A 24,193-nucleotide genomic window follows, 5' to 3' on the forward strand; every position below is an offset into this window, starting at 1 on the left:
GGTGCTCAGGCCTTAGAGGCCGAGGATCATTTTGGTGATGATGTTGCGCTGGATCTCGTTCGATCCGCCGTAGATCGAGGTCTTGCGCATGTTGAAATAGGTTTCCGCCGCATGCGCCGAATAATCCGGGCCGACCGGATATTCGTTGCTGCCGTCGTCGTTCGCGACGCTGTGGTAATAGGGCGCGGCGTAGCTTCCGACTGCCTCCAGCGTGAGTTCGGTCAGGCGCTGCTGGATTTCGGTGCCCTTGATCTTGAGGATCGAGCTTTCCGGCCCCGGGCCCTTGCCCGCCTGCTCGCCAGCGAGCGTGCGCAGTTCGGTGATCTCGAGCGCGGCGAGGTCGATTTCGAGCTGGCTGACCTTGCGGGCAAACTCGAAGTCTTCGATCAGCGGCTCGCCATCGACCATTTCGTTCGCTGCGATCTCGCGCAGCTTTTCGACGCCGCGCTTGGAACGGGCGACACCGGCGATGCCGCTGCGTTCATGGGCGAGCAGGAACTTGGCATAGGTCCAGCCCTTGTTCTCTTCGCCGACGAGGTTCTCGACCGGCACGCGCACGTCGGTGAGCCAGGTCTCGTTGACTTCGTGTCCGCCGTCGAGAAGCTTGATCGGCTTCACTTCGACGCCGGGCGTTTTCATGTCGACGAGGATGAAGCTGATACCTTCCTGCGGCTTGGCAGCGTCGGTGTCGGTGCGGCAGAGGAAGAAGCCCCAGTCGGCATATTGCGCCAGCGTGGTCCAGGTCTTCTGGCCGTTGATGACATAATGGTCGCCGTCGCGCACCGCAGTGGTCTTGAGCGAGGCGAGGTCGGAGCCTGCGCCCGGTTCGGAATAGCCCTGGCACCACCATACGTCGCCGCTGCGGATGCCGGGGAGGTGCTTCGCCTTCTGCTCTTCATTGCCGAAAGTGTAGATGACGGGGCCGACCATCGACACGCCGAAGGGCAGCGGCATGACCGCGTTCACACGGGCGTTCTCTTCCGACCAGATATAGCGCTGGGTCGGCGTCCAGCCGGTGCCGCCATATTCGACCGGCCATGCGGGAACCGACCAGCCCTTCTCGCCGAGGATGTTGTGCCAGGCGAGGAAGTCTTCGCGCGAAAGATCTTCGCGCAGGCCAACGTCGCCAAGGTGCTTGGGATAGTTTTCGGCGATGAAGGCGCGAACCTCGTCACGGAAAGCCTGTTCTTCGGGAGTGAAATCGAGATTCATGGGGTCACGCTCCGCTTGTCATCCTCTCGTGCCCGGATTTGCGGGCTTGCTGGCGGATTTTCTTCACGATGCGCGGCGCCGACGCAAGGTTGCAAAGTGAAATTCTTCCTCCGGAAAGGGCAGAATCCGGCGGCTGGCCGCGCCCTTTTGCTCCCGTGCCGCTACGGTATAGCCGGACCCGCCCTTCCGCGCCCCTGGTTGATCCGCATACGAAAAAGCCCCGCCTTTCGAGCGGGGCTTTGTCGTTTTGGACCAGCGTCCCTGTGACCGAATCGGTCAGGCAAGCTTTTCGGCGACCAGCGCCTTCAGGTCTTTCTCGCTGCGCGCGCCGATGTGGCTGATGATCTCTCCGGCGCAGATTGCGCCCATGCGAAGGCAGGTTTCCAGGTCCTCGCCGCGGGTGTGGCCGGTCAGGAAGCCGGCGGCGAAGAGGTCGCCCGCGCCGGTGGTGTCGACCACCTTGTCGATCGGTTCGGCCGCCACTTCGGCCCGCGTGCCGTTGGCAATCGCCACCGCGCCCTTGGCGCTGCGGGTGGCGACCAGCGTGGGGACCTTGTCCTTGAGCGCATCCAGACCGGCTTCGAAATCCTGCTCGCCGGTGAGCGTCGCCAGTTCGTGTTCGTTGACGAAGAGGATATCGATCTTGCCCTCGTCGATCAGCGCGCGGAAATCGTCGCCGTGGCGGTCGATCACGAAGCTCTCGCTGGCGGTGAAGGCGACCTTGCGACTGGCATTGCGGGCGACCTCGATCGCGCGGCGCATGGCGCTCCGCGGTTCTTCGGGGTCCCACAGATAGCCTTCGAGATAGAGCACTCCGGCGCTGGCGATAAGCTCTTCGTCAAGCGCAGCGGGCGGAAGGAATTGCGATGCACCGAGGAAGGTGTTCATGGTGCGCTCGCCATCGGGGGTCACGAAAATGAGGCAGCGCGCGGTCGGCGGCTCCTCGTCGCGCGGCTTGGTGTCGAAATCGATGCCGACGGCGCGGATATCATGTGCGAAGATATCGCCGAGCTGGTCCTTGGCGACCTGGCCCACGAAAGCGCATTGCGCGCCCAGCGCTGCCATGCCGGCAAGAGTGTTGGCTGCCGAACCGCCGGAGATTTCCGTAGCGCGGCCCATGGCATCGTAGAGCTCCTTGGCGCGCTCGGTATCGACCAGCGTCATCCCGCCCTTGGCAAGACCGAGCTCTTCGATGAGCTCGTCTTCGCAGGGGGCCATCACGTCGACGATGGCATTGCCGATCGCGACGACGTCGTAACGGGGTTCGGTCATGTTTACTCCAAAAGGAAGAATCTTGTCGGGCGCGGTTAGCGGTTCATCGCGAATAGGCCAAGGGCAGCGTTGACTTGTTGGGTGAGGAGGGCGATTCGGGCAGGTGTGATGATGTCGCTCCCAACTGCCCTTGCCTTGTCATTCAGCCAGCTGGGCGATCGGGCGATCATCAAGGTGCTCGTCAAGAGCCTTGTGTTGACATTGGCGATCTTCGCAGTGCTCGGGTTTGCGCTGCTGACTGTATTCTATAGCGCGCTGGAGGCCCACCAAATCGATTGGAGCGTCGAGCTAGGTGCAATCGCAGCCTTGTTAATCACCCTGATTGGCGGGTGGCTTCTGTTCCGCTTCGTCGCGCTGTTTGTGCTGCAGTTCTTTGCCGAGGAAGTTGTGCGCGCTGTCGAAGCGAAACACTATCCGCAAGAGGCCAGCGCGGCGCGTTCGCTTGCTTTTCGCGAGGAAATGGCAAACGGGCTGCGTTCCACATTCAGGGCCTTACTCGCAAATCTAGTAGCGTTGCCCTTTGCGATTGCGCTGTTGGTTACGGGCGTCGGGACGGCTTTGCTTTTCTGGCTGGTCAATGGCTGGCTGCTCGGGCGCGAGTTGCAGGACATGGTCTGGCTGAGGCACCGCAAGGATCTCCACGAAGCTGCCCCGCTTAGAAGAGGCCAGCGCTTCCTGCTCGGCGGCGCTGTCGCCGGCCTGCTTATGCTGCCTTTCATCAACCTGCTTGCGCCTGTCCTCGGCGCGGCAAGTGCAACCCACCTCGTGCATCGCGGGAGAGCCGTCGTTGCGTAAATTCGTTCTGTTGCTGGGCGCTGCCGCCAGCCTTTCGGGCTGTATGAGTTCGCCCAAGACCTACCAGTTCCCCGACGCCGCACCGGCGGCGCGGACACCGCCGCCGCAACAGGCACCCGTCGTACCGGCACCGTCCACGGCGACGTTCCGGGCGCCCACGGTGATGAGCATGCCGGGGTTGGAAGGCGTCATTGGACGCGATGCGACCGCGCTTGCCAATATCTTCGGCCCGCCGCGGCTCGAGGTGAAGGAAGGCGACGCGATGAAACTGCAGTTCACCGGCAACGCCTGCGTGCTCGATATCTATCTCTATCCGCTCAGCCCCGGCGCACGGCCGAGCGCGACGCATGTCGAGGCGCGCAGGGCCAGCGATGGCGAGGATGTCGACCGCGCTGCCTGTGTGCGGGCGCTCAGAAGGTAGATTGTGTGAGGGTGGGGCGATAAGGGCACTCCCTCGCGCAATCTAGACCATGAAGCTCTCGCCGCAGCCACACGCGCCCTTGGCGTTGGGATTCTCGAACACGAAACCGGCGGAGAAATCATCCTCCACCCAGTCCATCGTGCTGCCGACGAGGTAGAGCACGCTCGCTCCGTCGATGTAGAAGATGCCGCCGGGGGTTTCGATCTTCTCGTCGAACTTGGCCTCTTCGCTCACGTAATCGACCGAATAGGCGAGACCCGAACAACCGCGTCGCGGGGTCGAGAGCTTCACGCCGATCGCGTCCTCAGGTGCCTTCGACATGAGTTCGGCGATACGTTCTTCAGCGCGGGGCGTCAGGATGACGGCCGCCTTGGGTGCGGGGCGCGTGGTCGTGTCGGTCATCACAGCATCCCCAGTTCGAGACGTGCCTCGTCGGTCATCTTGTCCGGGCCCCAGGGCGGGTCCCACACGAGATTGACCTCGGCATCGCGCACACCGGGCACGCTGGCAGCACGCAGTTCGACTTCGCCGGGCATGGTTTCGGCGACCGGGCAATGCGGCGTGGTCAGCGTCATGGTGACGGTGACATCGCATTCGTCGTCGACCTCGACGCCATAAATCAGGCCAAGGTCGTAGATGTTCACCGGGATTTCCGGATCGTAGATTTCCTTCAGCGCATCGACCACTGCCTGCTGCAGCTTGCCGCCTGCGCCACTGGCGCTGTCGGTTTCAGGCTGCTTCTGGAGGAAGCCCTCGAGATAGTCGCGCTTGCGCTCGAGCTTTTCGCCCGCCGTTTCATCGGGATCGACAGCGTCCGAAACGCGCGCACGGGGTGGCTTGCCCACGACCGTGTCGGCCGGGGACGGCGCTGCAATGAAATCCTTGTCGTCAGACGGCTTGTTCATCCGAAGATCCTCCGGGTCCTTTCAATTCCGCGCATCAGGGCGGCAATATCGTTTTCGTCGCTATAGAGGCCAAAGCTGGCGCGGGCGGTGGCGGGGACGCCGAGATGCGCCATCAGCGGCTGCGCGCAGTGATGGCCGGCGCGGATCGCCACGTTCTCTTCATCCAATATGGTGCCCAGATCGTGAGGGTGAACCCCTTCAAGCGCGAAGGAGACGATTCCGGCGCTCTCTTCCGGTCCATAGAGCGTCACAGCATTCAGCTTGCGCAACTCCTCGCGGAGCTGGGCCGCGAGGGCGCTTTCGTGCTCGAAAAGTCGGCCGACACCGATCGCATCCACGTAATCGATCGCCGCATGGAGTGCGATCGCTTCGGTGATCATCGGGGTTCCCGCCTCGAAGCGCTGCGGCGGCGGCGCATAGGTCGTACCCTCGAAGGCGACCTTCTCGATCATGGCCCCGCCAGCCTGGTATGGCGGCATCTGGTCGAGCAGTTCCTCGCGCGCCCACAACACACCGATACCGGTCGGGCCGTAAATCTTGTGGCCGGAGAAAGCGTAGAAATCGCAATCGAGCGCCGCCATGTCGAGCGTCATGCGCGGCGCAGCCTGGCACCCGTCGAGCAGGATCTTCGCGCCGACCGAATGGGCGAGGTCGGCAGCCTTGCGCGCGTCGAGTACCGAGCCAAGAACGTTCGACACATGCGCTAATGAAACCAATTTGGTTCGCGGCGTGAGCAATGCTTCGAGCGCGCCGAGGTCGATCTGCCCGTCTTCCGTCAGCGGGCAAACATCGATTTGCGCTCCGGTTCGCTCCGCAAGCATCTGCCAGGGCACGATATTCGAGTGATGCTCGAGCGTGGAGAGGACGATCCGGTCGCCTTCGCCGATCCGCGTCATGCCCCAGGTCGCAGCAACCAGGTTGATCGCCTCGGTCGCTCCGCGCACGAACACGATCTCGTTTTCGGATTTCGCACCGATGAAGTCCGCGACACGCCTGCGCGCCGCTTCATAGCCAAGCGTCATCTGCGCCGAGCGGCTGTACACGCCGCGGTGTACCGTCGCGTAATCCTTGCCGAGCGCGCGGCTCATGGCATCGATGACGGCCTGCGGCTTCTGGGCCGAAGCGGCGGTATCGAGATAGTGCCATTCTTCCCCTTCCGGCGTCAGCAGGCCGGGGAAGTCGATCTTGCGCGAGAGGGTGTCCGTTTCGCTCACAGGTGCCTGTCCAGCTTGTCGAGCGCGGCGCGGAGCAGGCGCTCCTGTTCGCCCTCGTCATCCAGGGAGACCAGCGCATCGCCGATGAAAGCCTGCACCAGCAGGCGGCGCGAAAGCTCGGGCGGAAGGCCGCGTGCCGCCATGTAGAAGCGCGCGCTTTCGTCGAGCTGGCCGACGGTGGCGCCATGGGCGCACTTCACGTCGTCGGCAAAAATCTCGAGCTGGGGGACGGCATTCACGGTTGCGCCCTTTTCGAGAAGCAAGCCCTTGAAGTCCTGCGCCGCGTCGGTCTTCTGCGCATGGCGCACAACGTCGATCGAACCGAGGAAGCTGCCCGTGCCCTGACCCCAGTGCACGCTGCGCACGGTCTGGTTGCTGGTGCCCTCGGGCTCTGCGTGGACGACGCGGGTGACGAATTCGCGCACCGTGTCGCGGCCGCCGACGGTGATGCCGCCCAGTTCGAAATGAGCGCCCCTGGCGAGCGTGACCTCGACTTCGAGGCGCGCATAGTCGGCCGAAGCGATGACGCCGAAGATCTCGAACCGCGCATTCTCGCCGACATTGACTTTCAGCCGATGGATCTCGGTTTCGCCGGAATTCTCGTCACTTACGAGAATGATTTCACGCGCGCTGTCACCCGCAGCGACGTCAATCTGCCGCACGGCGTCGAGATCGCCGGCGCGCAGCTTCTCGACTGCGGAATAGCGCCAGGCTTCGTCCTTGCGAGTGGGAAGTTCGGTGGTTGCGGTCACAGCGATGCCCTCACGATTGCGAGGCGGCGGACGCCCTGGCGGTGGGCCTGTTCGACGCAAGGCTGCACCTCGTCGGTCACCGCCTGCATCGCGGCCTGCTTTTCTTCGCGGGTCGCATCGGACGCAGCGATCGCATCGAGACGGTCGACATGCGGGGTGTAGCAACCGACCATCGCGCCGCAGCGAAGGATGTCGACAGCCTCGTCACCCGAGCTGGCCTGCATCCGGCAGGTGACCTTGCCGTCCTGCTTGAAAATGCCGCCCTTCCATTTGTCGAGCGTGCGGTTGATGGCGACGATCTCGCGCGCCACATCCTCTTCGGAAGGCGGTTCTGCTTTCGCTTCGGGCGCAGCGGCCTGCGCCATCACAAGGGCAAACAGTCCGATCATGCCATTTCGCCCATGACGGCGTCATAGCCCTCGTTCTCGAGACGCTCGGCAAGCTCCGGGCCGCCGGTCTTCACGATCCGGCCCTTGGCGAGAATCGAGACGCGATCGGGCTTCACCACTTCGAGCAGGCGCTGGTAATGCGTGATCAGCAGCACGCCCTTGCCGGGTTGGCGCATGATCGCATTGATGCCCTCGCCCACCACGCGCAGCGCGTCGATATCGAGACCGCTATCGGTTTCGTCGAGCACGGCGAACTTCGGGTCGAGAATGCCCATCTGGACCATCTCGGCGCGCTTCTTCTCGCCGCCGGAGAAGCCGACGTTCACGCTGCGCTTGAGCATGTCCATGTCGAGGCGGAGCAATCCGGCCTTTTCCTTGGCCAGCTTGAGGAATTCGCCGCCCGTCAGCGGTTCTTCGCCGCGCGCCTTGCGCTGGGCGTTCAAGGCTTCGCGCAGGAACTGGACGTTGGAAACGCCGGGAATTTCGACCGGGTACTGGAAGCCGAGGAACAAGCCGGCAGCGGCGCGCTCGTGCGGCTCCATGTCGAGCAGGTCCTGATCCATGAAGTCGACCGATCCGCCGGTCACTTCATAGCCCGGACGCCCGCCCAGCACGTAGGACAGCGTCGACTTGCCCGCGCCGTTGGGGCCCATGATCGCATGGACCTCGCCTGCGGGCACTTCGAGGCTCAGGCCGTCGAGGATGGTCTTGCCGTCAATTCCGGCGGAGAGATTTTCGATTTTCAGCATCATGATTCCGTTGATTTGTCATATTCGGGATCGCCATCCGCCGGCAGGCGGTCGAGGCCGAGAAACCCGTATCTGAATTCCATGTTCTGCCATTCGCTGCCGCTGACCTTCACGGCCCGGCCACGGACGCGAAAGCGCTGGAAAAGCATCTTGGCGCGGTCGATCGCGGCGCGGGTCATGTAGACTTCGCCTTCCACCGGCACCTTGCGGCATTCCGGTTCGATCGTGATCCAGTCGAGCGAGTTGCCCGAGGAGTAGCTATCGCTCTCCATCTGGCGCGTGCCGAGGCAGTCGAGATAGGTGAGGATCACCTTGGGCACGGTCTTGCCCTCTTTCCATGCCTCGGCAGCCTCGGCATCGATCTGACGGAAGCCGCGCATGGTCTGGCGCCGGACGAACAGGCCGTTCCGGCGATGGTAGTCCGACAGGATAGTATCGAGCGAGGCCTCTAGCTCGTCGCGCAAGGGCCGGCAGGAAGCGATCTGCGCTTCGACAGTCGCCTCGTCCTGCGCGAACGCACAAGCGGCATAGCGATAGGTCAGCGGAAGGATCGCGGGCGATACCACGAATACCTTCGCCTGCGCGGGCGCCGCCATGGCGCTCGCCGCCAGCGCGGCCGTCAGCGCGACCTTGCGCAGGATGGCGCGAGCATCAGCCATCGGCATCTTCCGCAGGGACGCCCTCGGCGCCTTCCTCGTAGATGCGATATTGCGCCTGCGGGCATGCGCGCAGCTCGAGCGTGATCGCGCCGGTAAGGCGCATGAGCTCGGCGTTATAGGTCGCGATCAGGCGCTGGTCGTCTTCGGTGTATTCAGGCTTGTCGTAGACGGCCTTCACGCCCTCGCCCTGCGTTTCCATGTGCCGCTGGCGCTGCGCGCGCAGGTCGTTGACATAGGCGACGCAGGGAGGCGGTGCAGCCTCTGCCGTTTCGCGCGCCTCGGCATAGGCATTGCTGGCGACGATGCGGCTGCTGGTGGCACGGTCGAGGCTGGCGCCCCGCTCGACATGGATGCGGCGGACGGTTTCGAAAATCGAGGCGACCTGGCTTGGCGGTGTTTCATCCGCCCGATCACGCTTGGCGAGCAATTCGTTCGCCCCGGCTTCCATTTCGCGCGCCTGCTTGCTGCAGCGCTGGATGTCGCCGCGGTACTGGTCTTCAAAGCCGCTGCCGTCGCCGATGACATAGCTGCCGCCCTTCAGGCAGCGGTAGTAATCGTCGACGAAGCCGCCGATCAGGGCCGGGTATTCCAACTCCCACTGCTGTTCGGGATACCGGGCCTGAACCCGGTCGGTCGCGGCCTGCGCGAAGATCAGGGTGAGGGCGGCAGATGCAGTAGCGATCATCAGTTACGACCTTCGTTATGGGCCGTGCGCCTTTCGCGCTTGTCGGCGATACGGCTGCGCATGCCGAGCGTGATCCGCTCGAGCACGGCATCCATGTTTTCCAATATGTCCTTGGCAGCGATGCGCATCACGCGAATGCCGACCGCCTCGAGGCTCTTGTCGCGGCGCTTGGCGAGCGCCTCGTCCTGCCCTTCCTCGTCGATCATGATCGCCATGCCAAGCTTGTGGCAGTTGAAATCGACGATGGCGCTGCCGACCACCGCGTGACGCTTGAAGGTGAAGGGGCCCATGTTGGCATGCGCGAACTTCTCGGCGAGCGCCTTGTGCGCCTCGGACGAATGGCGGCGCATCTCGCGCGCCTGCTCGTGCAGCGCATCGAGCCGCTTCTCGGAGATTTCCCAGCCGCGACCCTTCTTCTTGATCGCGGGAGCGGTGTCGGCGGTTTCGCTAGGGTCCCGGAGCTGGAGGGTTTTGCGGTCAGTCATGCAGACAAATCCATTCGTTGGACAAAAGACTGCGCCACCTTGTTGATCACTGAATCCAGCGCTCGATTCATCTTGATCTCGACGGGTGGAAATCCCCCTCCTCGGCCGGCGAGGCATTTCAATCCTTGGGCGAAATCCTGATCTACTTCAGGCGAGCGAACTGGCGCTTCGTCACCATCCACATTGCCATGTTCAGTGCCACCGCATTCGCGGAAAATCGTCACTGCGCCGGGAAGCGTGTCCGCCCAGCAGTCGAGCAAGCCCGTTGCAGGGTTGCGGTCATTGGAGAATTGCAACTGCCAGTGTTTTCTTTCCTCGATAAAGCAAAGCTCCATCCAAGAGTTCTCGCGTTCGAGTCGATATCTGTGCGCAATCGGCTCCCGCAGTACGTCGACATGAAAAAGGCGATCGCCGGTTCGCACGTTTTCGGCATAAGCCTGCCTCTTCGGCGAGGCTTGAGGTGCATGATAGATCCAGTCTGTCACCCCACACTCCCCTCAAGCGAAATGGCCAGCAGCTTCTGCGCTTCCACGGCAAACTCCATCGGCAGCTCCTTCAGCACCTCTTTGGCAAAGCCGTTGACGATCAGCGCCATTGCCTCTTCCTCGTCGAGGCCGCGCTGCATGGCGTAGAAGAGTTGGTCGTCGCTGACCTTGCTGGTGGTCGCCTCGTGCTCGATCTGGGCACTGGGGTTCTTCACCTCGATATAGGGCACGGTGTGCGCGCCGCACTGATCGCCGATCAGCAGGCTGTCGCATTCGGTGCGGTTGCGCACGCCGTCGGCATTGGCGGCCACGCGGACCAGCCCGCGATAGGTGTTGTTCGACTTGCCCGCCGAGATGCCCTTGGAGATGATCGTCGAGCGGCTACCCTTGCCGTTATGAACCATCTTGGTTCCCGTATCGGCCTGCTGGTAGTTATTTGTAACCGCAACGGAATAAAATTCGCCCACGCTGTCTTCGCCGTTGAGTACGCAGCTGGGATATTTCCACGTCACCGCGCTGCCCGTTTCGACTTGCGTCCAGCTGACCTTGCTGCGTGCGCCCTGGCACAGCGCGCGCTTGGTGACGAAATTGTAGATCCCGCCCTTGCCGTTCTCGTCGCCCGGATACCAGTTCTGGACGGTCGAATACTTGATCTCGGCATCGTCCATCGCGACCAGTTCGACCACGGCGGCGTGGAGCTGGTTTTCGTCGCGCATTGGCGCGGTGCAACCTTCGAGATAGCTGACGTAAGAGCCCTTCTCGGCCACGATCAGCGTGCGTTCGAACTGGCCGGTATTCTCCGCATTGATGCGGAAATAGGTGGAAAGCTCCATCGGGCAGCGCACGCCTTCGGGCACATAGACGAAGGTGCCGTCCGAAAAGACTGCGCAGTTGAGCGTGGCGAAGTAGTTGTCGCGCTGCGGCACGACCTTGCCGAGCCACTTCTTCACCAGTTCGGGATATTCGCGGATCGCCTCGCTGATCGAGAGGAAGATGACGCCGGCGCGCTTCAGCTCCTCGCGAAAGCTCGTGGCGACGCTGACACTGTCGAAGACGGCATCGACGGCGACCTTGCGGGCGCCCTTCACTCCGGCGAGCACTTCCTGTTCGCCCAGCGGGATGCCGAGCTTGTCGTAGACCCGCTTGATTTCGGGATCGAGCTCGTCGAGCGATTCCAGTTCCGGCTTCTTCTTCGGTGCGGCGTAGTAATAGGCGTCTTGGTAGTCGATTGCCGGATAACCGAGCTTCGCCCAATCCGGCTCTTCCATCTCCTGCCACATGCGGAAGGCCTTGAGGCGCCAGTCGAGCATCCATTCGGGCTCGTTTTTCTTGGCCGAGATGAAGCGGACCGTATCCTCGGTCAGGCCCTTCTCAGCAAATTCGGTTTCGATGTCCGAAGACCAGCCGTGCTCGTACTCGGCCGCCTTTTCGGCAGCTTCGCGAGCTTCTGCGTCCTGGATTTCTACCTGCTCGTTCACGCGATTTCCTTTTCCTGCGACAGCTGGACCAGCGAGATATTCGCCAGCGCGCCGCGCAGAGCTTCATTCACCATCGGCCAGTGAGGCCGGACCCGGCAATCATGGTCGACCGTGCACTCGCTACCTTCGATACAAGCGGTGAGCGCAATGGGCCCTTCGACCGCTTCGACGATATCGGCCAGCGTAATTGCCGCAGCCGGGCGGGCGAGCTGCAAGCCGCCACCGGCACCGCGCACCGAACGCAGCAGGCCAGCCGCCGTGAGCCTGCTCACCAGCTTCTGCACTGTCGGGGCCGGAAGGCCCGTTTCCGCAGCAAGCTCGGACGCACTCACCCTGCCCCCGCCGCAATGGCGGGCTGCCTGGCTCATCGTGACGACAGCGTAGTCTGCAAGGTTCGAAAGGCGCATGGCGTGTAATCGGACAATATCGTTCCGATTAGCCAGCTATGAGCGGAATGCCCCGAATTCAACGGAAAACCGCCAATTGCGAGTCGTTAGCAAGTAGCGATCAATCGCCCTTCTTGCCGAGAACCTCGTCCTGATTGCCCCCGAACAGGTCGACCGAGCTGTACCCGGCGGGTGCAAGCGTATCCTTCACCACCGATTGCTCCTTGGGCAGGAGGCGGCGCGGAGTACGGCCCGTAAAATGCCGGATCTCCTTGATCATATGCGCCTGGTCGTAAAACGCCTCGCGAATTTCCGCTTCGAGCGCCGGATCGAGTTCGGGCATGGCGAGCAGCGTCGCGGCCCGCATCGCGCGGTAGCGACGGATGAGCCGGACCGGCGGCGCGCCGAAGAACTGCGTCACCAGCCGCTGCACCTGTCGCTCCGAGTAAGGGAGCTCATCGAGCAAGGTTTCGATTTCCGGCTTGAAGGACGAGGAAAGCCAGTCGAGCGTGGTGTCGATGACCTGCATGTGGCGTTCGGGCAGGTCCTGGAATGCATCGCCAAGGATGGCGGCCAGTTCGTCCAGACCCTGACGCTCGGTAAGCTCGCCCGAGTTGACCCGCGGCCCGATCGTGCGGATGCGACCGGCTATCGTCTCGTCGAGAACATCTTCGAGTTTGCGATAGTCATCGTGGTTTTCATTGACCGGAAGGCCGGTAAGCGCCGCCCAGCCGCGAAAGTTGAGCGAGGCGCCAAGGATGACGGTGCCACCCTCCATCTCGAACTTGCGCGCCTCGGTCAGTGGGCACTGGATGAATTCCGGCAGGGTCTGGCTGTCGCCTCCCTTGCCGAAATGCATGGTCCCGCCGCCGCTCAGCGTGATGAGCAGCTGGCCCGAATAGGCCGGCATCATGTCATCGACGCCCTTCGGCCCCGTCCTCAGGACGTAAAGCGAGTTCAGGTAACGCGCGAGCGACGAGGGCGCTTCCACCCACTCGAATAGATAGTCTTCCTGCTGGTCACTCATGCCCTGCGCCCCTTATGTTCTAGCGGCAACTTGCCAGCCCTTCAGCTTACCTGTTTGCAGCAATCCAGGCGTCCACGTTCTCTTCCATGATCGAAAGCGGAACGGGCCCGCTCGTCAGGATAGTATCGTGGAATCCGCGAATGTCGAAGTCTTCCCCCAGTTCGCTGCGCGCTTTCTCCCGAAGTTCCATGATCTTGAGCTTGCCGATCATGTATGCCGTCGCCTGTCCGGGCATGACCGCATAGCGTTCGATCGCCTTGCGAATGTCGCCATCGGGGTTGGGTGTATTCTCGGTGAGGTACTGGATCGCTTCCTCGCGGCTCCAGCGCTTGTGGTGGATGCCGGTGTCGACCACGAGGCGGCATGCGCGCCACAGCTCCATGCCGAGACGGCCGAAGTCGGAATAGGGATCGGTGTAGAAGCCCATTTCCTTGCCGAGTTCCTCCGAATAGAGGCCCCAGCCCTCGCTGTAGGCAGTCACGCCGCCGAAGCGCCGGAAAGGCGGCACATCGCCGAGCTGGGTCTGGATCGACAGCTGCAGGTGATGGCCCGGCACGCCTTCATGATAGGCGAGCGCCTCGACCTCGTTCTTGCTCATGTCGCGCAAATTATAGAGGTTCACGTAATAGGTGCCGGGGCGCGAACCGTCGGGCGCGGGGCGCTGGTAGAACGCCTTGCCCGCGCTTTTCTCGCGGAAGGCCTCGACCGGCTTGATCACCAGCGGATCGGTCGGAAGCACGCCGAAATATTCGGGCAACTTGGCTTCCATCGCGTCGAGATAGGATTCTGCATCGGCGAGATAGTCCTCGCGATTGTCGTAGAAGAAGCGGTCGTCGGTGCGGGTGTACTCGAAGAAGTCCTGCAAGGACCCTTCGAAGCCAACCTGATCCATGATCGCGCGCATCTCGCCATGGATGCGCTCCACTTCACGAAGGCCGATGGCGTGGATCTCGTCGGCGGTGAGGTCGGTGGTCGTGTAATTGGCGAGCAGCGCCTGGTAATATTCGGCGCCGTTTTCGAAACGCCAGATGCCATCGTCGGTCGGCGCGATCGCCTGCTGGCGCTTCATTTCGGAAAGGAGCCGTTCGTAGGCCGGGCGGGCCGAAACGGTCCAGGCTGCGAGAGCCTCCGCCTTGAGACGCGCCTTTTCGGCATCGGCGATGTCGAGCGCGGCGACCTTGCCGGCGAAATCCTCGAGCACGGCATTGTCGTCGCCTGCATTGAGCAGGTTCTCGATGTCGTCGATCACATAGGGATAGACCCAGTCGGGCGGCATCACGCCATTGCCTGCGCGCCGGCGCGCTTCTTCGGTCAGCGTATCGAGCGCTTCGGCTGCGGCGCCGATGCGGCTGACATAGGCCTCGGCATCGGACAGGCTGCCGACGCGGTGGATGTTGATCATGAAGGCAGGGAACTGGCTCTGCGCGCCGAACATCTGGTTGAAGATGAAACCGTTGTGGCGGAAGGCATGCCCGCGGGCACTGCGCTTGGCCATTGCATCGAACAGGCGATAGCTCAGCGCATCTTCGGGCGAGAGCGTTGCAAGGTCGAATTCGCTGCGCATGCGCGCGGCCGTCGATTGAAGCAGCTGCTCGGCTTCGATCGCGGCAGCGTCCGACATGTCATCGATCTTGGAATAGTCCTCGTCGCGAATGCCGCGATAGGATTTGCCCATCGGGGAAAGCGCGAGGCTCTGCGCATCGTAATCGGCAAACAGCGCGGCAAGCTCTGCACTTTGCGAGGGCGCCTCGACTGCCGGAGCGATCGCAACCTCTTCGCCACCGGGCGTTGCGGAACAGGCTGCCAGCGCCAGGACAGATACTGCAAGGCCGATCGATCGCGCAGCGATACGCATGAAAACTCTCCACTTACCAAATGTCGGCAGCGTCAGAGCATGCGAGAGGGCCGCAGTAAATAGGATAAATCCGGCATCGGCCCGGTGGGATGGCTCAAAAACCCGGTCGGATAGCCGACAAAAAAAGGGCGGCCCGTAGAAGAGCCGCCCTCTATAGGTGAGAACTCGTTGCATTGCTGCTCCGAGCCCTTCGGGTCGCATGAGTTAGCTACTGCAAAATCGATTCGCTTGATTGTATGCATGCGACACGCCCCGAGGGCGGAATGCATTTTGGCGGAATTATACAAAGCTGTCCCAGATCAGCACTCCGGCCCGCGCGGCCTCCTCGACAGCGCGGCACCCTTGCGTCATAGGCAGCGCGCAATGCTGTTCGACATCGCCCGTCCCGCCCTGTTTTCCCTCGATCCCGAGCGAGCGCACAAGCTCACGGTCAAGGCACTGTCGCTGTCACCCAGGCGCGGTCCGGCACCTTCCGGCGCGCTTGCCACCGAAGTCGCCGGGATAGCGTTTCCCAATCCCCTCGGCATGGCGGCGGGTTTCGACAAAGACGCAGAGGTGCCCGACGAACTGCTTGGGCTGGGCTTCGGATTTGCGGAAGTCGGCTCGATCACCCCGCGCCCGCAGGCGGGCAACCCCAAGCCGCGGCTCTTCCGACTGGTGGAAGATCGCGCGGTCATCAACCGGATGGGCTTCAACAATGGCGGGGCCGAGGTTGCACGCCAGCGGTTGGAGCGCCGCGCGGGCCGCCCCGGTGTGGTCGGCATCAACATCGGCGCCAACAAGGACAGCGATGACCGGATCGCCGACTATGCGCTGATGACGCGCATCATGGCCCCGCTTGCCAGCTATCTCGCGGTCAACATCTCCAGCCCTAACACGCCTGGCCTGCGCGCATTGCAGGACGAGAGCGCCCTCACGGGATTGCTCGAAGCCGTGTTCGAGGCGCGTGGGGATGACGGGCCGCCGGTATTCCTCAAGGTTGCGCCCGATCTCGAGCCGGCGGACGTCGATGCGATCGCCCGCATTGCCGCAGATACGGGCCTTGCCGCGCTGATCGTGTCGAACACCACCATCTCGCGACCGGACCTGGAGTCACGCCATGCAGGTGAAACCGGGGGCCTTTCCGGAGCGCCGCTGCGCGACCTCGCGCTCGAGCGCCTGCGCGATTTCCGCAACGCGACCGGCGGCGCGATCCCGCTGGTCGGGGTGGGCGGCATCGCCACTGCAGAAGACGCCTGGGCGCGGATCAGGGCGGGCGCCAGCCTCGTCCAGCTCTACAGCGCGATGGTCTACGAAGGACCCGGCCTGCCCTCGCGCATCACACGCGGGCTCGAACGCCTCATGAAGCGCGACGGCTTTTCCTCGATTGCGGAGGCAGTGGGAAGCGAATAGGCTTTTCACCATGGACTGCCGGTTTCTCATTTCGCTCGGCGCGCTGGCTCTTGCCTCGTGCGCCTACCCCTCCAGCGGCGACATCACCGAGACTGTCGGGCTCGCTCCTTCCTTTAAGGGTGCGGTAACCGCAGCCGATCCTCGCGCGCAGGCCGCGGGCGAGGCGATCCTCGCCAAGGGCGGCAGTGCAACGGACGCGGCGATCGCCGTGATGCTGGCGCTGACCGTGGTCGAGCCGCAAAGCTCCGGCATCGGCGGCGGCGGCTTCCTCGTTCGCGGCGAGGCCGATGGCGATGTCACCAGTTTCGACGGGCGCGAGACGGCACCTGCCGGTGCGACGCCCGAATGGTTCCTCGACGAAAACGGCGAAACCCCTCCCTTCATGCAATCGGTCCGCAGCGGGCTGAGCGTGGGCGTCCCGGGCAACATCGCGCTCGCAGCCAAGGCGCACGCCGCGCATGGCAGGCTCGACTGGGCGGAGCTGTTCGAACCGGCCATCGAACTTGCCCGCGAAGGCTTCCAGATCAATCCGCGCATGCACGATTCGCTCACGCGCTCGAAGAACCGCGCTGCATTCAGCGCCGAGGCGCGCGCCCTCTTCTACGATGCGTCCGGAAACGCCCTGCCGGTCGGCACGGTAGTGCGAAACGAAGCGCTGGCGAAGACACTCGAATCGCTTGCCGCAGGCGGCCGCGAGGCTTTCTATTCGGGCCCCCTTGCGCTGGCACTGGCCACGACCGTGGCAGCCGATACGCCCAAGCCGGGCGCGATGACCTACGACGACGTCGCCGGCTATGACGCGAAAGAGCGCGAGCCCGTGTGCAGCAGCTATCGCAAATATCGCATCTGCTCGATGGGTCCGCCCACATCGGGCGGCGTGGCGGTCCAGCAGATGCTCCTGCAGCTCGAGCGTTTCGACCTCGCTGCGCTGGGCGCGGAAAATCCGGTGACCTGGCACCTGTTCCTTGAATCGCAGCGGCTCGCCTATGCCGACCGCGAGATCTACCTTGCCGACAGCGACTATGTAAAAGTGCCCGTGGCGGGCCTGCTCGACCGCAATTACCTCGCCGAGCGCAGCGCGCTGATCTCCGCGGAGGGATCGATGGCGGAAGCACTGCCCGGCACCCCTCCCGGCGCGAGCGCTATGCTGGCCGATGGCGACGAGCCTGAGGAAAACGGCACATCGCATTTCGCCGTTGTCGATAGCGATAACACGATGGTTAGCTACACCTCGACCGTCGAAGGGCCTTTCGGCTCGGGCCTGATGGTGGACGGCTTCTATCTCAACAACGAGCTGACCGATTTCAGCCGCTCGCCTGTCGTCGACGGACGCCTGGTCGCCAATCGCGTCGAGGGCGGCAAGCGTCCGCGTTCCTCCATGGCGCCGACGATCGTCTACGATCCGCAGGGGCGCCCCTTCATGGCGGTCGGCGCGGCAGGGGGTAGCACGATCCCGGTTACCACCGCACGCGCGATCATTGGGGCGATCGATTTCGGACTGTCTGCAGAAGACTCGCTGCGCCTGCCCTTCCTGATGGCGTTCGGCCAGCGGGTCATGATCGAGGAAGGCACCTGGCTCGAAGCCGAGGCCGACGCATTCCGCGCGCTCGGCCATGAAGAGCTGATCGTGCGCCAGGCGCCGATCAAGGCGGGCGCGCTCCTGTTCGGTGCCGATGGCTGGCAAAGCGCCCGCGATCCGCGTCTCGAAGGCTATGTCGACATGCCCTGAGGCGTAATTGCGCCTCTCTTGCCGTATCAGCGACAGGGGCCTAAGCCCCTGCCTTTGTTGATCGCATAACAGAACAGAACATACGTTTTCGAGGAGCCTGCCTGTGCTGTCGGATATCGATTCCGCCAACAACCTTGTCGAACTTTTCCTGAAGCGTGCCGGCGAGAGGCCGGACCGCGCCTTTCTCGGCGCCAAGCGCGACGGAGAATGGCAGACGATCAGCTGGGGCGAAGCGGCGGACCAGGTCTGCCTGCTCGCCGAAAGCCTGCGCAAGCTTGGCCTGAAGCCGGGCGACAGGGTTTGCCTCGTCTCCGAGAACCGTCCCGAATGGTGCATCGCCGACCTCGCGATCATGGCCGCAGGCTGCATCACCGTGCCGGCCTATGTGACCAATACCGAGCGCGATCACATCCATATCCTCGACAATTCGGGCGCGAAGGCAGTCATCGTTTCGACCGAAAAGCTGCTCGGCCCGCTCCACGGGGCACTGCAGGCATCGGGCATTGCCGACCATGTCATCGGGATCGAGGACCTCCACCGCCAGCAGTCGGGCAGCTTCGGCTTCCACCAGTGGGATGCCTTGGTCCAGGGCGATGCGGCTGCGGCGCGCAAGGCCGTCGACGAGCGTATCGCCGACATCGGCCGCGGCGACACCGCCTGCATCATCTACACCTCGGGCACCGGCGGCGCACCGCGCGGCGTCATGCAGCATCACGGCGCGATCCTGTGCAATATCGCGGGCGCTGCAGAAATCCTGATCGAGGATTTCGGCATCGAGGATGAAGAGCGCTTCCTCTCCTTCCTCCCGGCGAGCCACGCCTATGAACACACCGGCGGGCAGTTCCTCCCGATCAGCGTGGGCGCGCAGATCTATTATTCCGAAGGGCTCGAAAAGCTCGCCAGCAATATCGAGGAAACGCGCCCGACCATCATGGTCGTGGTCCCGCGCCTTTTCGAGGTGCTGCGCACCCGCATCATGAAGCAGGTAAGCAAGCAGGGCGGCGTCGCCGAAAAGCTGATGAACACCGCACTCGAAGTCGGCGAGCGCCGGGCCGAGGGCAAGAAGAAGTTCGGTGACGGGCTGAAGGACGCTGTCGTCGGCCGCCTGCTCAAGCCGAAGATCCGCCAGCGTTTCGGCGGGCGCATCAAGGCGATGGTTTCGGGCGGCGCGCCGCTTAATCCCGAAGTCGGCATCTTCTTCGAAAGCATGGGTCTCACCATGCTGCAGGGCTATGGCCAGACCGAGGCCGGTCCGGTGGTCGCCTGCAACCGCCCCAAGGCGGGTATCGCCATGCATTCGGTCGGCCCGGCCATGCGTGGGGTCGAGGTGAAGATCGCCGAGGACGGCGAAATCCTCTGTCGCGGCGAGCTGGTGATGCACGGTTACTGGCAGAACCAGGCCGAGACCGATCGTACGATCAAGGACGGGTGGCTGCACACCGGCGATATCGGCCATCTCGACGAGAAAGACCGGATCGTCATCACCGACCGCAAGAAGGACATGATCGTCAACGACAAGGGCGACAATATCGCCCCGCAAAAGGTCGAGGGCATGCTGACGCTGCAGCCCGAGATCGGCCAGGCGATGGTCGCGGGCGACAAGCGCCCCTACATCGTCGGCCTGATCGTGCCCGATGCCGAATGGGCGGTCGACTGGGCGCGCGCCAATGGCAAAAAGTTCGACCTCAAGGCATTGCAGGACGATCCCGAATTCCGCAGCGCAGTGCGCAAGGCGGTCGACCGGGTGAACAAGGACCTCTCGGTGATCGAAAAGGTCCGCCAGTTTGCCTTCGCGGACGAGGGCTTCACCATCGAGAACGAGGAAATGACACCCTCGATGAAAATCCGCCGCCACAAGATCAAGGAACGCTACGGCGACCGTCTCGACGGGCTCTACCGGGGCTGATCATGCGCAAAAGTTCGAAAATCGCCCTGCCGTTGCTGGCGGGTACCGTTCTTGCCGCCTGCGTGACCGCCCAGGCAAAGGACGAGGCGCTACCCTCCGCGCTTGAAGCCGGCTGGATGGGGGAGCGCGTGTGCACTCTCCAGCACCAGACCGAAACCCACCGCGTCCTGCGCTGCACCTTCCCGCCGGGTGTCGGCCATGAGCGGCACTACCACCCCGCGCACTACGGCTACGCGCTGAGCGGCGGCACGATGCAACTCACCAGCGCCAGCGGCACGCGCACCGCTACGCTGGAAACAGGCTCGGACTATTCGAGCGATGGCACCGAGTGGCACGAGGTGGTGAATGTGGGCGAGACCACGGTGACGTATCTGATTGTGGAAGAGCTTTAGACTCAATCAAACCCGTTGAACTGCGAGAGTGCGCTTTCGAGCGCTTTTCGTTCGCTTGTGACCGCCAATCGGAATGCTTCTGCCTGGGCAGCAGTTTGCATTTGCTCGCGGCTGGTTGCGACCTTCTTTTTGACCGCAATCGTCCGATTGATCAGCACCCACCCATCGCTATTCGATTTTATGGTGAAGAGGCCGTGGACCAACTCATTTCGGTCTTGCTCTCGATGTTTCCAAAGGCCCAAAAGTTTCACGAGACCCTTAGCATTTTGGTCTTCGGAGTAGTGCTTTTGTAGAGCCGTCAAGACATTGCGACTGCGAGCTGAAGCACCTTCTGCAAGAGTTGGCGCGGTAGCAGGCGAAGTATCCTGCCAGCGTTCCATGAATTTTACGATTGCTTGCTCAGCTCGGGCGAAATCGTCCAGACAACGGCCGCGCCAGTGATTTACTTCTGCTATTGAGGAAGAAGAGGACATTCTCTTTAAGTCGACCATATCGAGGGTGTGTCAAGCAGCCACTTCCTCGATGAACTCCGGATAGAAGCTCGGGGCGCGGTCGGACCAGCCGGGGGCGGTCGCGGCGGCTTCGCTCAGGCTCTGGAGGAGCATCTTGCGGCGTTCGGGGCGGATTTGCGGCAGGGCGGCGGCAGCGCAGAAGGCGCTGGGCAGCCACGGGCGCGCTTCGGCACCGAGCAGGCGTTCATACAGGAAACGGAAGGCGGAGAAGCATTCGATGCGCTCCTGCGCGAGGTCGAAGGCTGCCACGCGGGTGATCTTGCCGATGAAGTCCTCGATCGCGTCGAAGCCCGATTCGGCAGGGATTGCGCCGCGCAGGGCTTTCAGCTCCTGATAGGCGACGTACTGGCTGCGGATCGCGGCGGTCTCGCCCTGGGTACGGCCCCAGATACGGAAGGCATCACAGCGGCTTAGCCCGATATCGAGACTGCGGCGAATGTAGCGCTGCTCGGCAGCGGTAAAGCTGGCGAACTCGCGCATTTCGGCGATCATCATCGAAGCGGCATTGGTAACGGCCATGAGTCGGCACTCCCTGTTTCAAGGGAGACTCTGCGACACGATGGTTAATTTTCCGTGAGAGGGTTAAATCAATCCGGCGAGCGGGCTCGACGGATCGGCGTATTTGCGGCGACCCATGCGACCGGCGAGATAGGCGTCTCGCCCTGCCTCCACGGCCAGCTTCATCGCGCGGGCCATGCGGATCGGGTCCTTTGCCTCGGCGATAGCGGTGTTCATCAGCACGCCGTCACAGCCCAGTTCCATGGCCACGGCTGCATCGGAAGCCGTGCCGACACCCGCATCGACCAGCACAGGCACATTAGCGCCCTCGACAATCAGGCGGATCGTGACCTGGTTCTGGATGCCGAGGCCCGAACCGATGGGAGCGCCCAGAGGCATGATCGCAACCGCGCCCGCTTCCTCGAGTTGCTTCGCGGCAATCGGATCGTCGACGCAATAGACCATGGGCAAGAAGCCTTCCTTGGCCAATACCTCTGTTGCTTTGAGCGTTTCGCGCATGTCGGGGTAGAGCGTCTTCGCCTCGCCCAGAACCTCGAGCTTCACGAGGTCCCAGCCGCCGGCCTCGCGCGCAAGGCGCAGGGTGCGGATGGCATCGCCCGCGGTGAAACAACCCGCGGTGTTCGGCAGGTATGTGGTCTTCGTGGGATCGATGAAGTCGGTCAGCATCGGAGCCTTGGGATCGCTGACATTCACGCGGCGGACGGCCACGGTCACGATCTCCGCGCCGCTTGCCTCAAGCGCTGAAGCGTTCTGTTCGAAGTCCTTGTACTTGCCAGTCCCGACGATCAGGCGCGATGTGAAGGTCCGGCCCGCCACGGTCCAGCTGTCATCGCCCGCGCTATCGCCCTGGCCACCGCCCACGAAATGCACGATTTCGAGAGCGTCGCCTTCGGAAAGCGTGTGGCTCGCTAGTTCGCTGCGCGGGGCGATCGTACCATTGTGTTCGACCGCGACCTTTGCAGGGTCGAGATCGAGCTCGCGCACGAGGTCGGCGATGGTGGAGGCGGCGGTGCGGCGGCTTTCGCCATTGACGGTCAGGGCAATCATAGCCCCCGCCACTTAGTCTCCGCAGCGCTCCTTGCAAGCGGCGGAATGGCAATGACGCAGATTGAGGATGTGGCCGAGCGATACCAGCGCGACGCCGATGATCGTCAGAACCGCTTCCTTGAAGCCATGCGGGACTGCCAGCGCGGCGCCCATGAAGGTGAGGCCGGTCATGGCGATGACGAAGGGTGCAGCCATGCGGTGACGCAGTGCGCCCCAACCGATCGCCACGGCAGCGACGAGAGTCGCAGCGGCAAGGCCCCAGCGATGGATTTCGGGCGCGAGGAAAAACTCGCCGCCGATCCCGAGGCCGGACACAAGAACGATACTGGCGAGGCAATGCAGCGCACACAGGCCGGACAGGCCGATGCCGATGCGGTCCAGCCGCTGTCGAATCGGGTTTATGGCGCGTTGCAGCATGTCACGCTAGATATGTGATAGTATCACCTGTTACAAGAGACAGTTGCAATACCAGACGCATTTCGTCGCTTGCTGTGGCCGTTATGTCGATTGTGCCATTTGCACTTGCGAAATCATTGCAGGGCGGCACATAGGCGCCCCATGACCAAGACCGCTGTCCGCGCCCGGCCTGCCTTGCTGGCCAACTGGCTCTTCCTCGTCGCTTGCATGGTGATCGTGATCGTCACCGTCGGCGGGATTACGCGCCTTACGGAAAGCGGGCTTTCCATCACCGAATGGAAACCCGTCCTGGGCGCCCTGCCCCCCCTGTCGCAAGCCGACTGGCAGGCCGAGTTCGAGCTCTACAAGAAAATTCCCGAGTATATAGAGATCAACGGGCCAGCAGGCATGGACCTCGAGGCGTTCAAGACGATCTACTGGTGGGAGTGGATCCACCGCCAGCTCGGCCGGCTGATCGGCCTCGCGCTGGCCGTGCCGCTGGCGATCTTCGCGATCCGCAAGATGATCCCGCAAGGCTATTTCTGGCGCCTCTTCGCGCTGGTGGCACTGGTCGCCCTGCAGGGTAGCTTCGGCTGGTGGATGGTCGCTTCGGGCCTCGAGACACGTACCGACGTCAGCCATTTCCGCCTCGCTATCCACCTTTGCACCGCCCTGATCCTGCTGGGCGGCCTGATCTGGACCGCACTTGATCTGCGCGCACTGGCGAAGGGGAACGAGCGCCCTGCGCGCATGACTGCCATAGCCGGCTGGACCGGGGTGATCCTCTTCGTGCAGCTCCTCCTCGGCGCATGGGTTGCCGGGCTCAATGCAGGTCTCGCCTCTGACAGCTGGCCGCTCATGCAGGGCAGGCTGGTGCCCGAAGTCGACATGTCGCAAGGCTTCTTCTGGGCAGCGACACATGATCCTTTCCTGATCCACTGGATGCACCGCTGGTGGGCCTGGGTTGCGGTTGGCGCCCTGATCCTGATGGCGCGCAGGGTGAAGCGGGTAAACCGTCCCGCCTCGATCGCGATCTATAGCGCCTTCGGCATCCAGATCCTGCTGGGCATCGCCACGGTCATGACCGGCGTCGAATTCCACCTCGCAGTGCTTCACCAGCTCGTCGGCGCGCTGCTTGTCGCGGCCTATGCATGGGGCGCGCACACGCTCGGCAGGACCGCTTGAGCGCGCTGATCTACTGTCCTTTTCCCGACCGGGAGACGGCACTCGCTGTCGGCGGGCAGCTGGTCGACGAAAAGCTGGTCGCCTGCATCAATGTGGGCGGATCGATCTCGGCAATCTTTGCCTGGAACGCAGAGAAGGGCGAGGGCGAGGAAGTCGCCGCCCTGCTCAAGACAGATGCCGGTCTGCTCGATGCCGCCATAGAGCGGCTTGATTGCCTGCACCCTTATGATACCCCAGCCATATTGGGTTGGCCCTGTCACGCAAGCGCCGGAACGCAAGAGTGGCTGGCAGGGCTCAGCGATGGGGGAAAGAGTGACAGGTCTTAGTCGCAGACATGTTCTGAATT

Annotated in this window: 28 protein-coding genes; 8 read left to right on the forward strand and 20 right to left on the reverse strand. The window is 63.1% G+C overall.

All coding sequences use genetic code 11. The features are described 5' to 3' along the window. Positions 1–12: 12 nt before the first annotated feature. Together K3136_RS08305 and K3136_RS08310 are read right to left on the reverse strand one after the other, a co-directional pair. Entirely contained in the window at positions 13–1,212 is a 1,200-nt protein-coding gene (locus tag K3136_RS08305) for an acyl-CoA dehydrogenase family protein (RefSeq protein WP_221429862.1), read from the reverse strand. A 276-nt stretch (positions 1,213–1,488) separates the two neighbouring features. Next, the gene (locus K3136_RS08310; protein ID WP_221429863.1) at positions 1,489–2,484 is read right to left on the reverse strand and encodes an adenosine kinase; all 996 of its coding nucleotides are present in this window, start codon (positions 2,482–2,484) and stop codon (positions 1,489–1,491) included. Between the two features lie 108 nt (positions 2,485–2,592). Between K3136_RS08310 and K3136_RS08315 the strand changes: the two genes are divergently transcribed. Together K3136_RS08315 and K3136_RS08320 are read left to right on the forward strand one after the other, a co-directional pair. Beyond that, positions 2,593–3,279, forward strand: a complete 687-nt coding sequence (locus tag K3136_RS08315) for an EI24 domain-containing protein (protein WP_221429864.1) — start codon at positions 2,593–2,595, stop codon at positions 3,277–3,279. After that, positions 3,272–3,700 (forward strand): hypothetical protein, encoded by a 429-nt coding sequence (locus tag K3136_RS08320; protein WP_221429865.1) that lies wholly within the window; start codon positions 3,272–3,274, stop codon positions 3,698–3,700. Before K3136_RS08315 ends, K3136_RS08320 begins: the two co-directional genes overlap by 8 nt. Before the next feature lie 42 nt (positions 3,701–3,742). Here K3136_RS08320 and K3136_RS08325 read toward each other — a convergent pair whose 3' ends face one another. The 14 genes from K3136_RS08325 to K3136_RS08390 all read right to left on the reverse strand — a co-directional run bounded on the left by K3136_RS08325 (position 3,743) and on the right by K3136_RS08390 (position 14,769). Then, positions 3,743–4,102 (reverse strand): HesB/IscA family protein, encoded by a 360-nt coding sequence (locus K3136_RS08325; RefSeq protein ID WP_221429866.1) that lies wholly within the window; start codon positions 4,100–4,102, stop codon positions 3,743–3,745. Beyond that, positions 4,102–4,605 carry an SUF system Fe-S cluster assembly protein gene (locus K3136_RS08330; RefSeq protein WP_221429867.1) on the reverse strand — a complete coding sequence of 168 codons (504 nt, stop codon included), beginning with the start codon at positions 4,603–4,605 and terminating at the stop codon, positions 4,102–4,104. The genes K3136_RS08325 and K3136_RS08330 overlap by 1 nt, the downstream gene beginning before the upstream one ends. Continuing rightward, complete coding sequence (locus K3136_RS08335) at positions 4,602–5,819, reverse strand: aminotransferase class V-fold PLP-dependent enzyme (protein WP_221429868.1); 1,218 nt, start codon at positions 5,817–5,819, stop codon at positions 4,602–4,604. Before K3136_RS08335 ends, K3136_RS08330 begins: the two co-directional genes overlap by 4 nt. Further along, complete coding sequence (locus tag K3136_RS08340) at positions 5,816–6,571, reverse strand: SufD family Fe-S cluster assembly protein (RefSeq protein WP_221429869.1); 756 nt, start codon at positions 6,569–6,571, stop codon at positions 5,816–5,818. Before K3136_RS08340 ends, K3136_RS08335 begins: the two co-directional genes overlap by 4 nt. Further along, entirely contained in the window at positions 6,568–6,960 is a 393-nt protein-coding gene (locus tag K3136_RS08345) for a hypothetical protein (protein ID WP_221429870.1), read from the reverse strand. Before K3136_RS08345 ends, K3136_RS08340 begins: the two co-directional genes overlap by 4 nt. After that, positions 6,957–7,709, reverse strand: a complete 753-nt coding sequence (sufC, locus tag K3136_RS08350; protein ID WP_221432269.1) for a Fe-S cluster assembly ATPase SufC — start codon at positions 7,707–7,709, stop codon at positions 6,957–6,959. Before sufC ends, K3136_RS08345 begins: the two co-directional genes overlap by 4 nt. After that, complete coding sequence (locus K3136_RS08355) at positions 7,709–8,368, reverse strand: hypothetical protein (protein ID WP_221429871.1); 660 nt, start codon at positions 8,366–8,368, stop codon at positions 7,709–7,711. Before K3136_RS08355 ends, sufC begins: the two co-directional genes overlap by 1 nt. Then, positions 8,361–9,053, reverse strand: coding sequence for a hypothetical protein (locus K3136_RS08360; RefSeq protein WP_221429872.1), 693 nt, complete (start codon positions 9,051–9,053; stop codon positions 8,361–8,363). The genes K3136_RS08355 and K3136_RS08360 overlap by 8 nt, the downstream gene beginning before the upstream one ends. Beyond that, positions 9,053–9,538, reverse strand: coding sequence for an endonuclease domain-containing protein (locus tag K3136_RS08365; protein ID WP_221429873.1), 486 nt, complete (start codon positions 9,536–9,538; stop codon positions 9,053–9,055). Before K3136_RS08365 ends, K3136_RS08360 begins: the two co-directional genes overlap by 1 nt. Further along, on the reverse strand, positions 9,535–10,023 hold the full coding sequence (locus K3136_RS08370) for a hypothetical protein (protein WP_221429874.1): 489 nt from the start codon (positions 10,021–10,023) through the stop codon (positions 9,535–9,537). Before K3136_RS08370 ends, K3136_RS08365 begins: the two co-directional genes overlap by 4 nt. Further along, positions 10,020–11,501 carry a Fe-S cluster assembly protein SufB gene (gene sufB / locus K3136_RS08375; protein ID WP_221429875.1) on the reverse strand — a complete coding sequence of 494 codons (1,482 nt, stop codon included), beginning with the start codon at positions 11,499–11,501 and terminating at the stop codon, positions 10,020–10,022. The genes K3136_RS08370 and sufB overlap by 4 nt, the downstream gene beginning before the upstream one ends. Continuing rightward, positions 11,498–11,908, reverse strand: a complete 411-nt coding sequence (locus tag K3136_RS08380) for an SUF system Fe-S cluster assembly regulator (protein WP_221429876.1) — start codon at positions 11,906–11,908, stop codon at positions 11,498–11,500. Before K3136_RS08380 ends, sufB begins: the two co-directional genes overlap by 4 nt. Before the next feature lie 100 nt (positions 11,909–12,008). Then, complete coding sequence (locus K3136_RS08385) at positions 12,009–12,914, reverse strand: AraC family transcriptional regulator (protein ID WP_221429877.1); 906 nt, start codon at positions 12,912–12,914, stop codon at positions 12,009–12,011. A gap of 46 nt (positions 12,915–12,960) precedes the next feature. Then, positions 12,961–14,769 carry a DUF885 domain-containing protein gene (locus tag K3136_RS08390; RefSeq protein WP_221429878.1) on the reverse strand — a complete coding sequence of 603 codons (1,809 nt, stop codon included), beginning with the start codon at positions 14,767–14,769 and terminating at the stop codon, positions 12,961–12,963. 363 nt (positions 14,770–15,132) lie between these two features. Here K3136_RS08390 and K3136_RS08395 point away from each other — a divergent pair, with 363 nt between their 5' ends. From K3136_RS08395 to K3136_RS08410, 4 genes are all read left to right on the forward strand, one after another. Further along, entirely contained in the window at positions 15,133–16,161 is a 1,029-nt protein-coding gene (locus K3136_RS08395; protein WP_221429879.1) for a quinone-dependent dihydroorotate dehydrogenase, read from the forward strand. A gap of 10 nt (positions 16,162–16,171) precedes the next feature. Beyond that, a complete protein-coding gene (ggt, locus tag K3136_RS08400; protein ID WP_221429880.1) occupies positions 16,172–17,890 on the forward strand; it encodes a gamma-glutamyltransferase in 1,719 nt (572 codons plus the stop codon). Between the two features lie 103 nt (positions 17,891–17,993). Beyond that, a complete protein-coding gene (locus tag K3136_RS08405) occupies positions 17,994–19,796 on the forward strand; it encodes an AMP-dependent synthetase/ligase (protein ID WP_425594346.1) in 1,803 nt (600 codons plus the stop codon). Between the two features lie 2 nt (positions 19,797–19,798). Further along, positions 19,799–20,188, forward strand: a complete 390-nt coding sequence (locus K3136_RS08410) for a cupin domain-containing protein (protein WP_221429881.1) — start codon at positions 19,799–19,801, stop codon at positions 20,186–20,188. Between the two features lie 2 nt (positions 20,189–20,190). On the opposite strand, the gene K3136_RS08415 is transcribed toward K3136_RS08410, so the two are convergent. From K3136_RS08415 to K3136_RS08430, 4 genes are all read right to left on the reverse strand, one after another. After that, positions 20,191–20,679, reverse strand: a complete 489-nt coding sequence (locus K3136_RS08415) for a hypothetical protein (protein ID WP_221429882.1) — start codon at positions 20,677–20,679, stop codon at positions 20,191–20,193. Between the two features lie 12 nt (positions 20,680–20,691). Next, a complete protein-coding gene (locus tag K3136_RS08420) occupies positions 20,692–21,219 on the reverse strand; it encodes a hypothetical protein (RefSeq protein WP_221429883.1) in 528 nt (175 codons plus the stop codon). A 63-nt stretch (positions 21,220–21,282) separates the two neighbouring features. Continuing rightward, positions 21,283–22,266, reverse strand: a complete 984-nt coding sequence (gene thiS / locus K3136_RS08425; RefSeq protein ID WP_221429884.1) for a sulfur carrier protein ThiS — start codon at positions 22,264–22,266, stop codon at positions 21,283–21,285. A gap of 12 nt (positions 22,267–22,278) precedes the next feature. After that, a complete protein-coding gene (locus K3136_RS08430; RefSeq protein ID WP_221429885.1) occupies positions 22,279–22,683 on the reverse strand; it encodes a MerC domain-containing protein in 405 nt (134 codons plus the stop codon). Positions 22,684–22,824: 141 nt separating this feature from the next. Here K3136_RS08430 and K3136_RS08435 point away from each other — a divergent pair, with 141 nt between their 5' ends. Further along, positions 22,825–23,847: a COX15/CtaA family protein gene (locus tag K3136_RS08435; protein ID WP_221429886.1), complete on the forward strand. Its 1,023-nt coding sequence runs from the start codon at positions 22,825–22,827 to the stop codon at positions 23,845–23,847. Further along, positions 23,844–24,173 (forward strand): divalent-cation tolerance protein CutA, encoded by a 330-nt coding sequence (gene cutA, locus K3136_RS08440; RefSeq protein ID WP_221429887.1) that lies wholly within the window; start codon positions 23,844–23,846, stop codon positions 24,171–24,173. The genes K3136_RS08435 and cutA overlap by 4 nt, the downstream gene beginning before the upstream one ends. Positions 24,174–24,193 lie beyond the last annotated feature (20 nt).

The organism is Qipengyuania gelatinilytica (assembly GCF_019711315.1).
GTDB lineage: Bacteria > Pseudomonadota > Alphaproteobacteria > Sphingomonadales > Sphingomonadaceae > Qipengyuania > Qipengyuania gelatinilytica.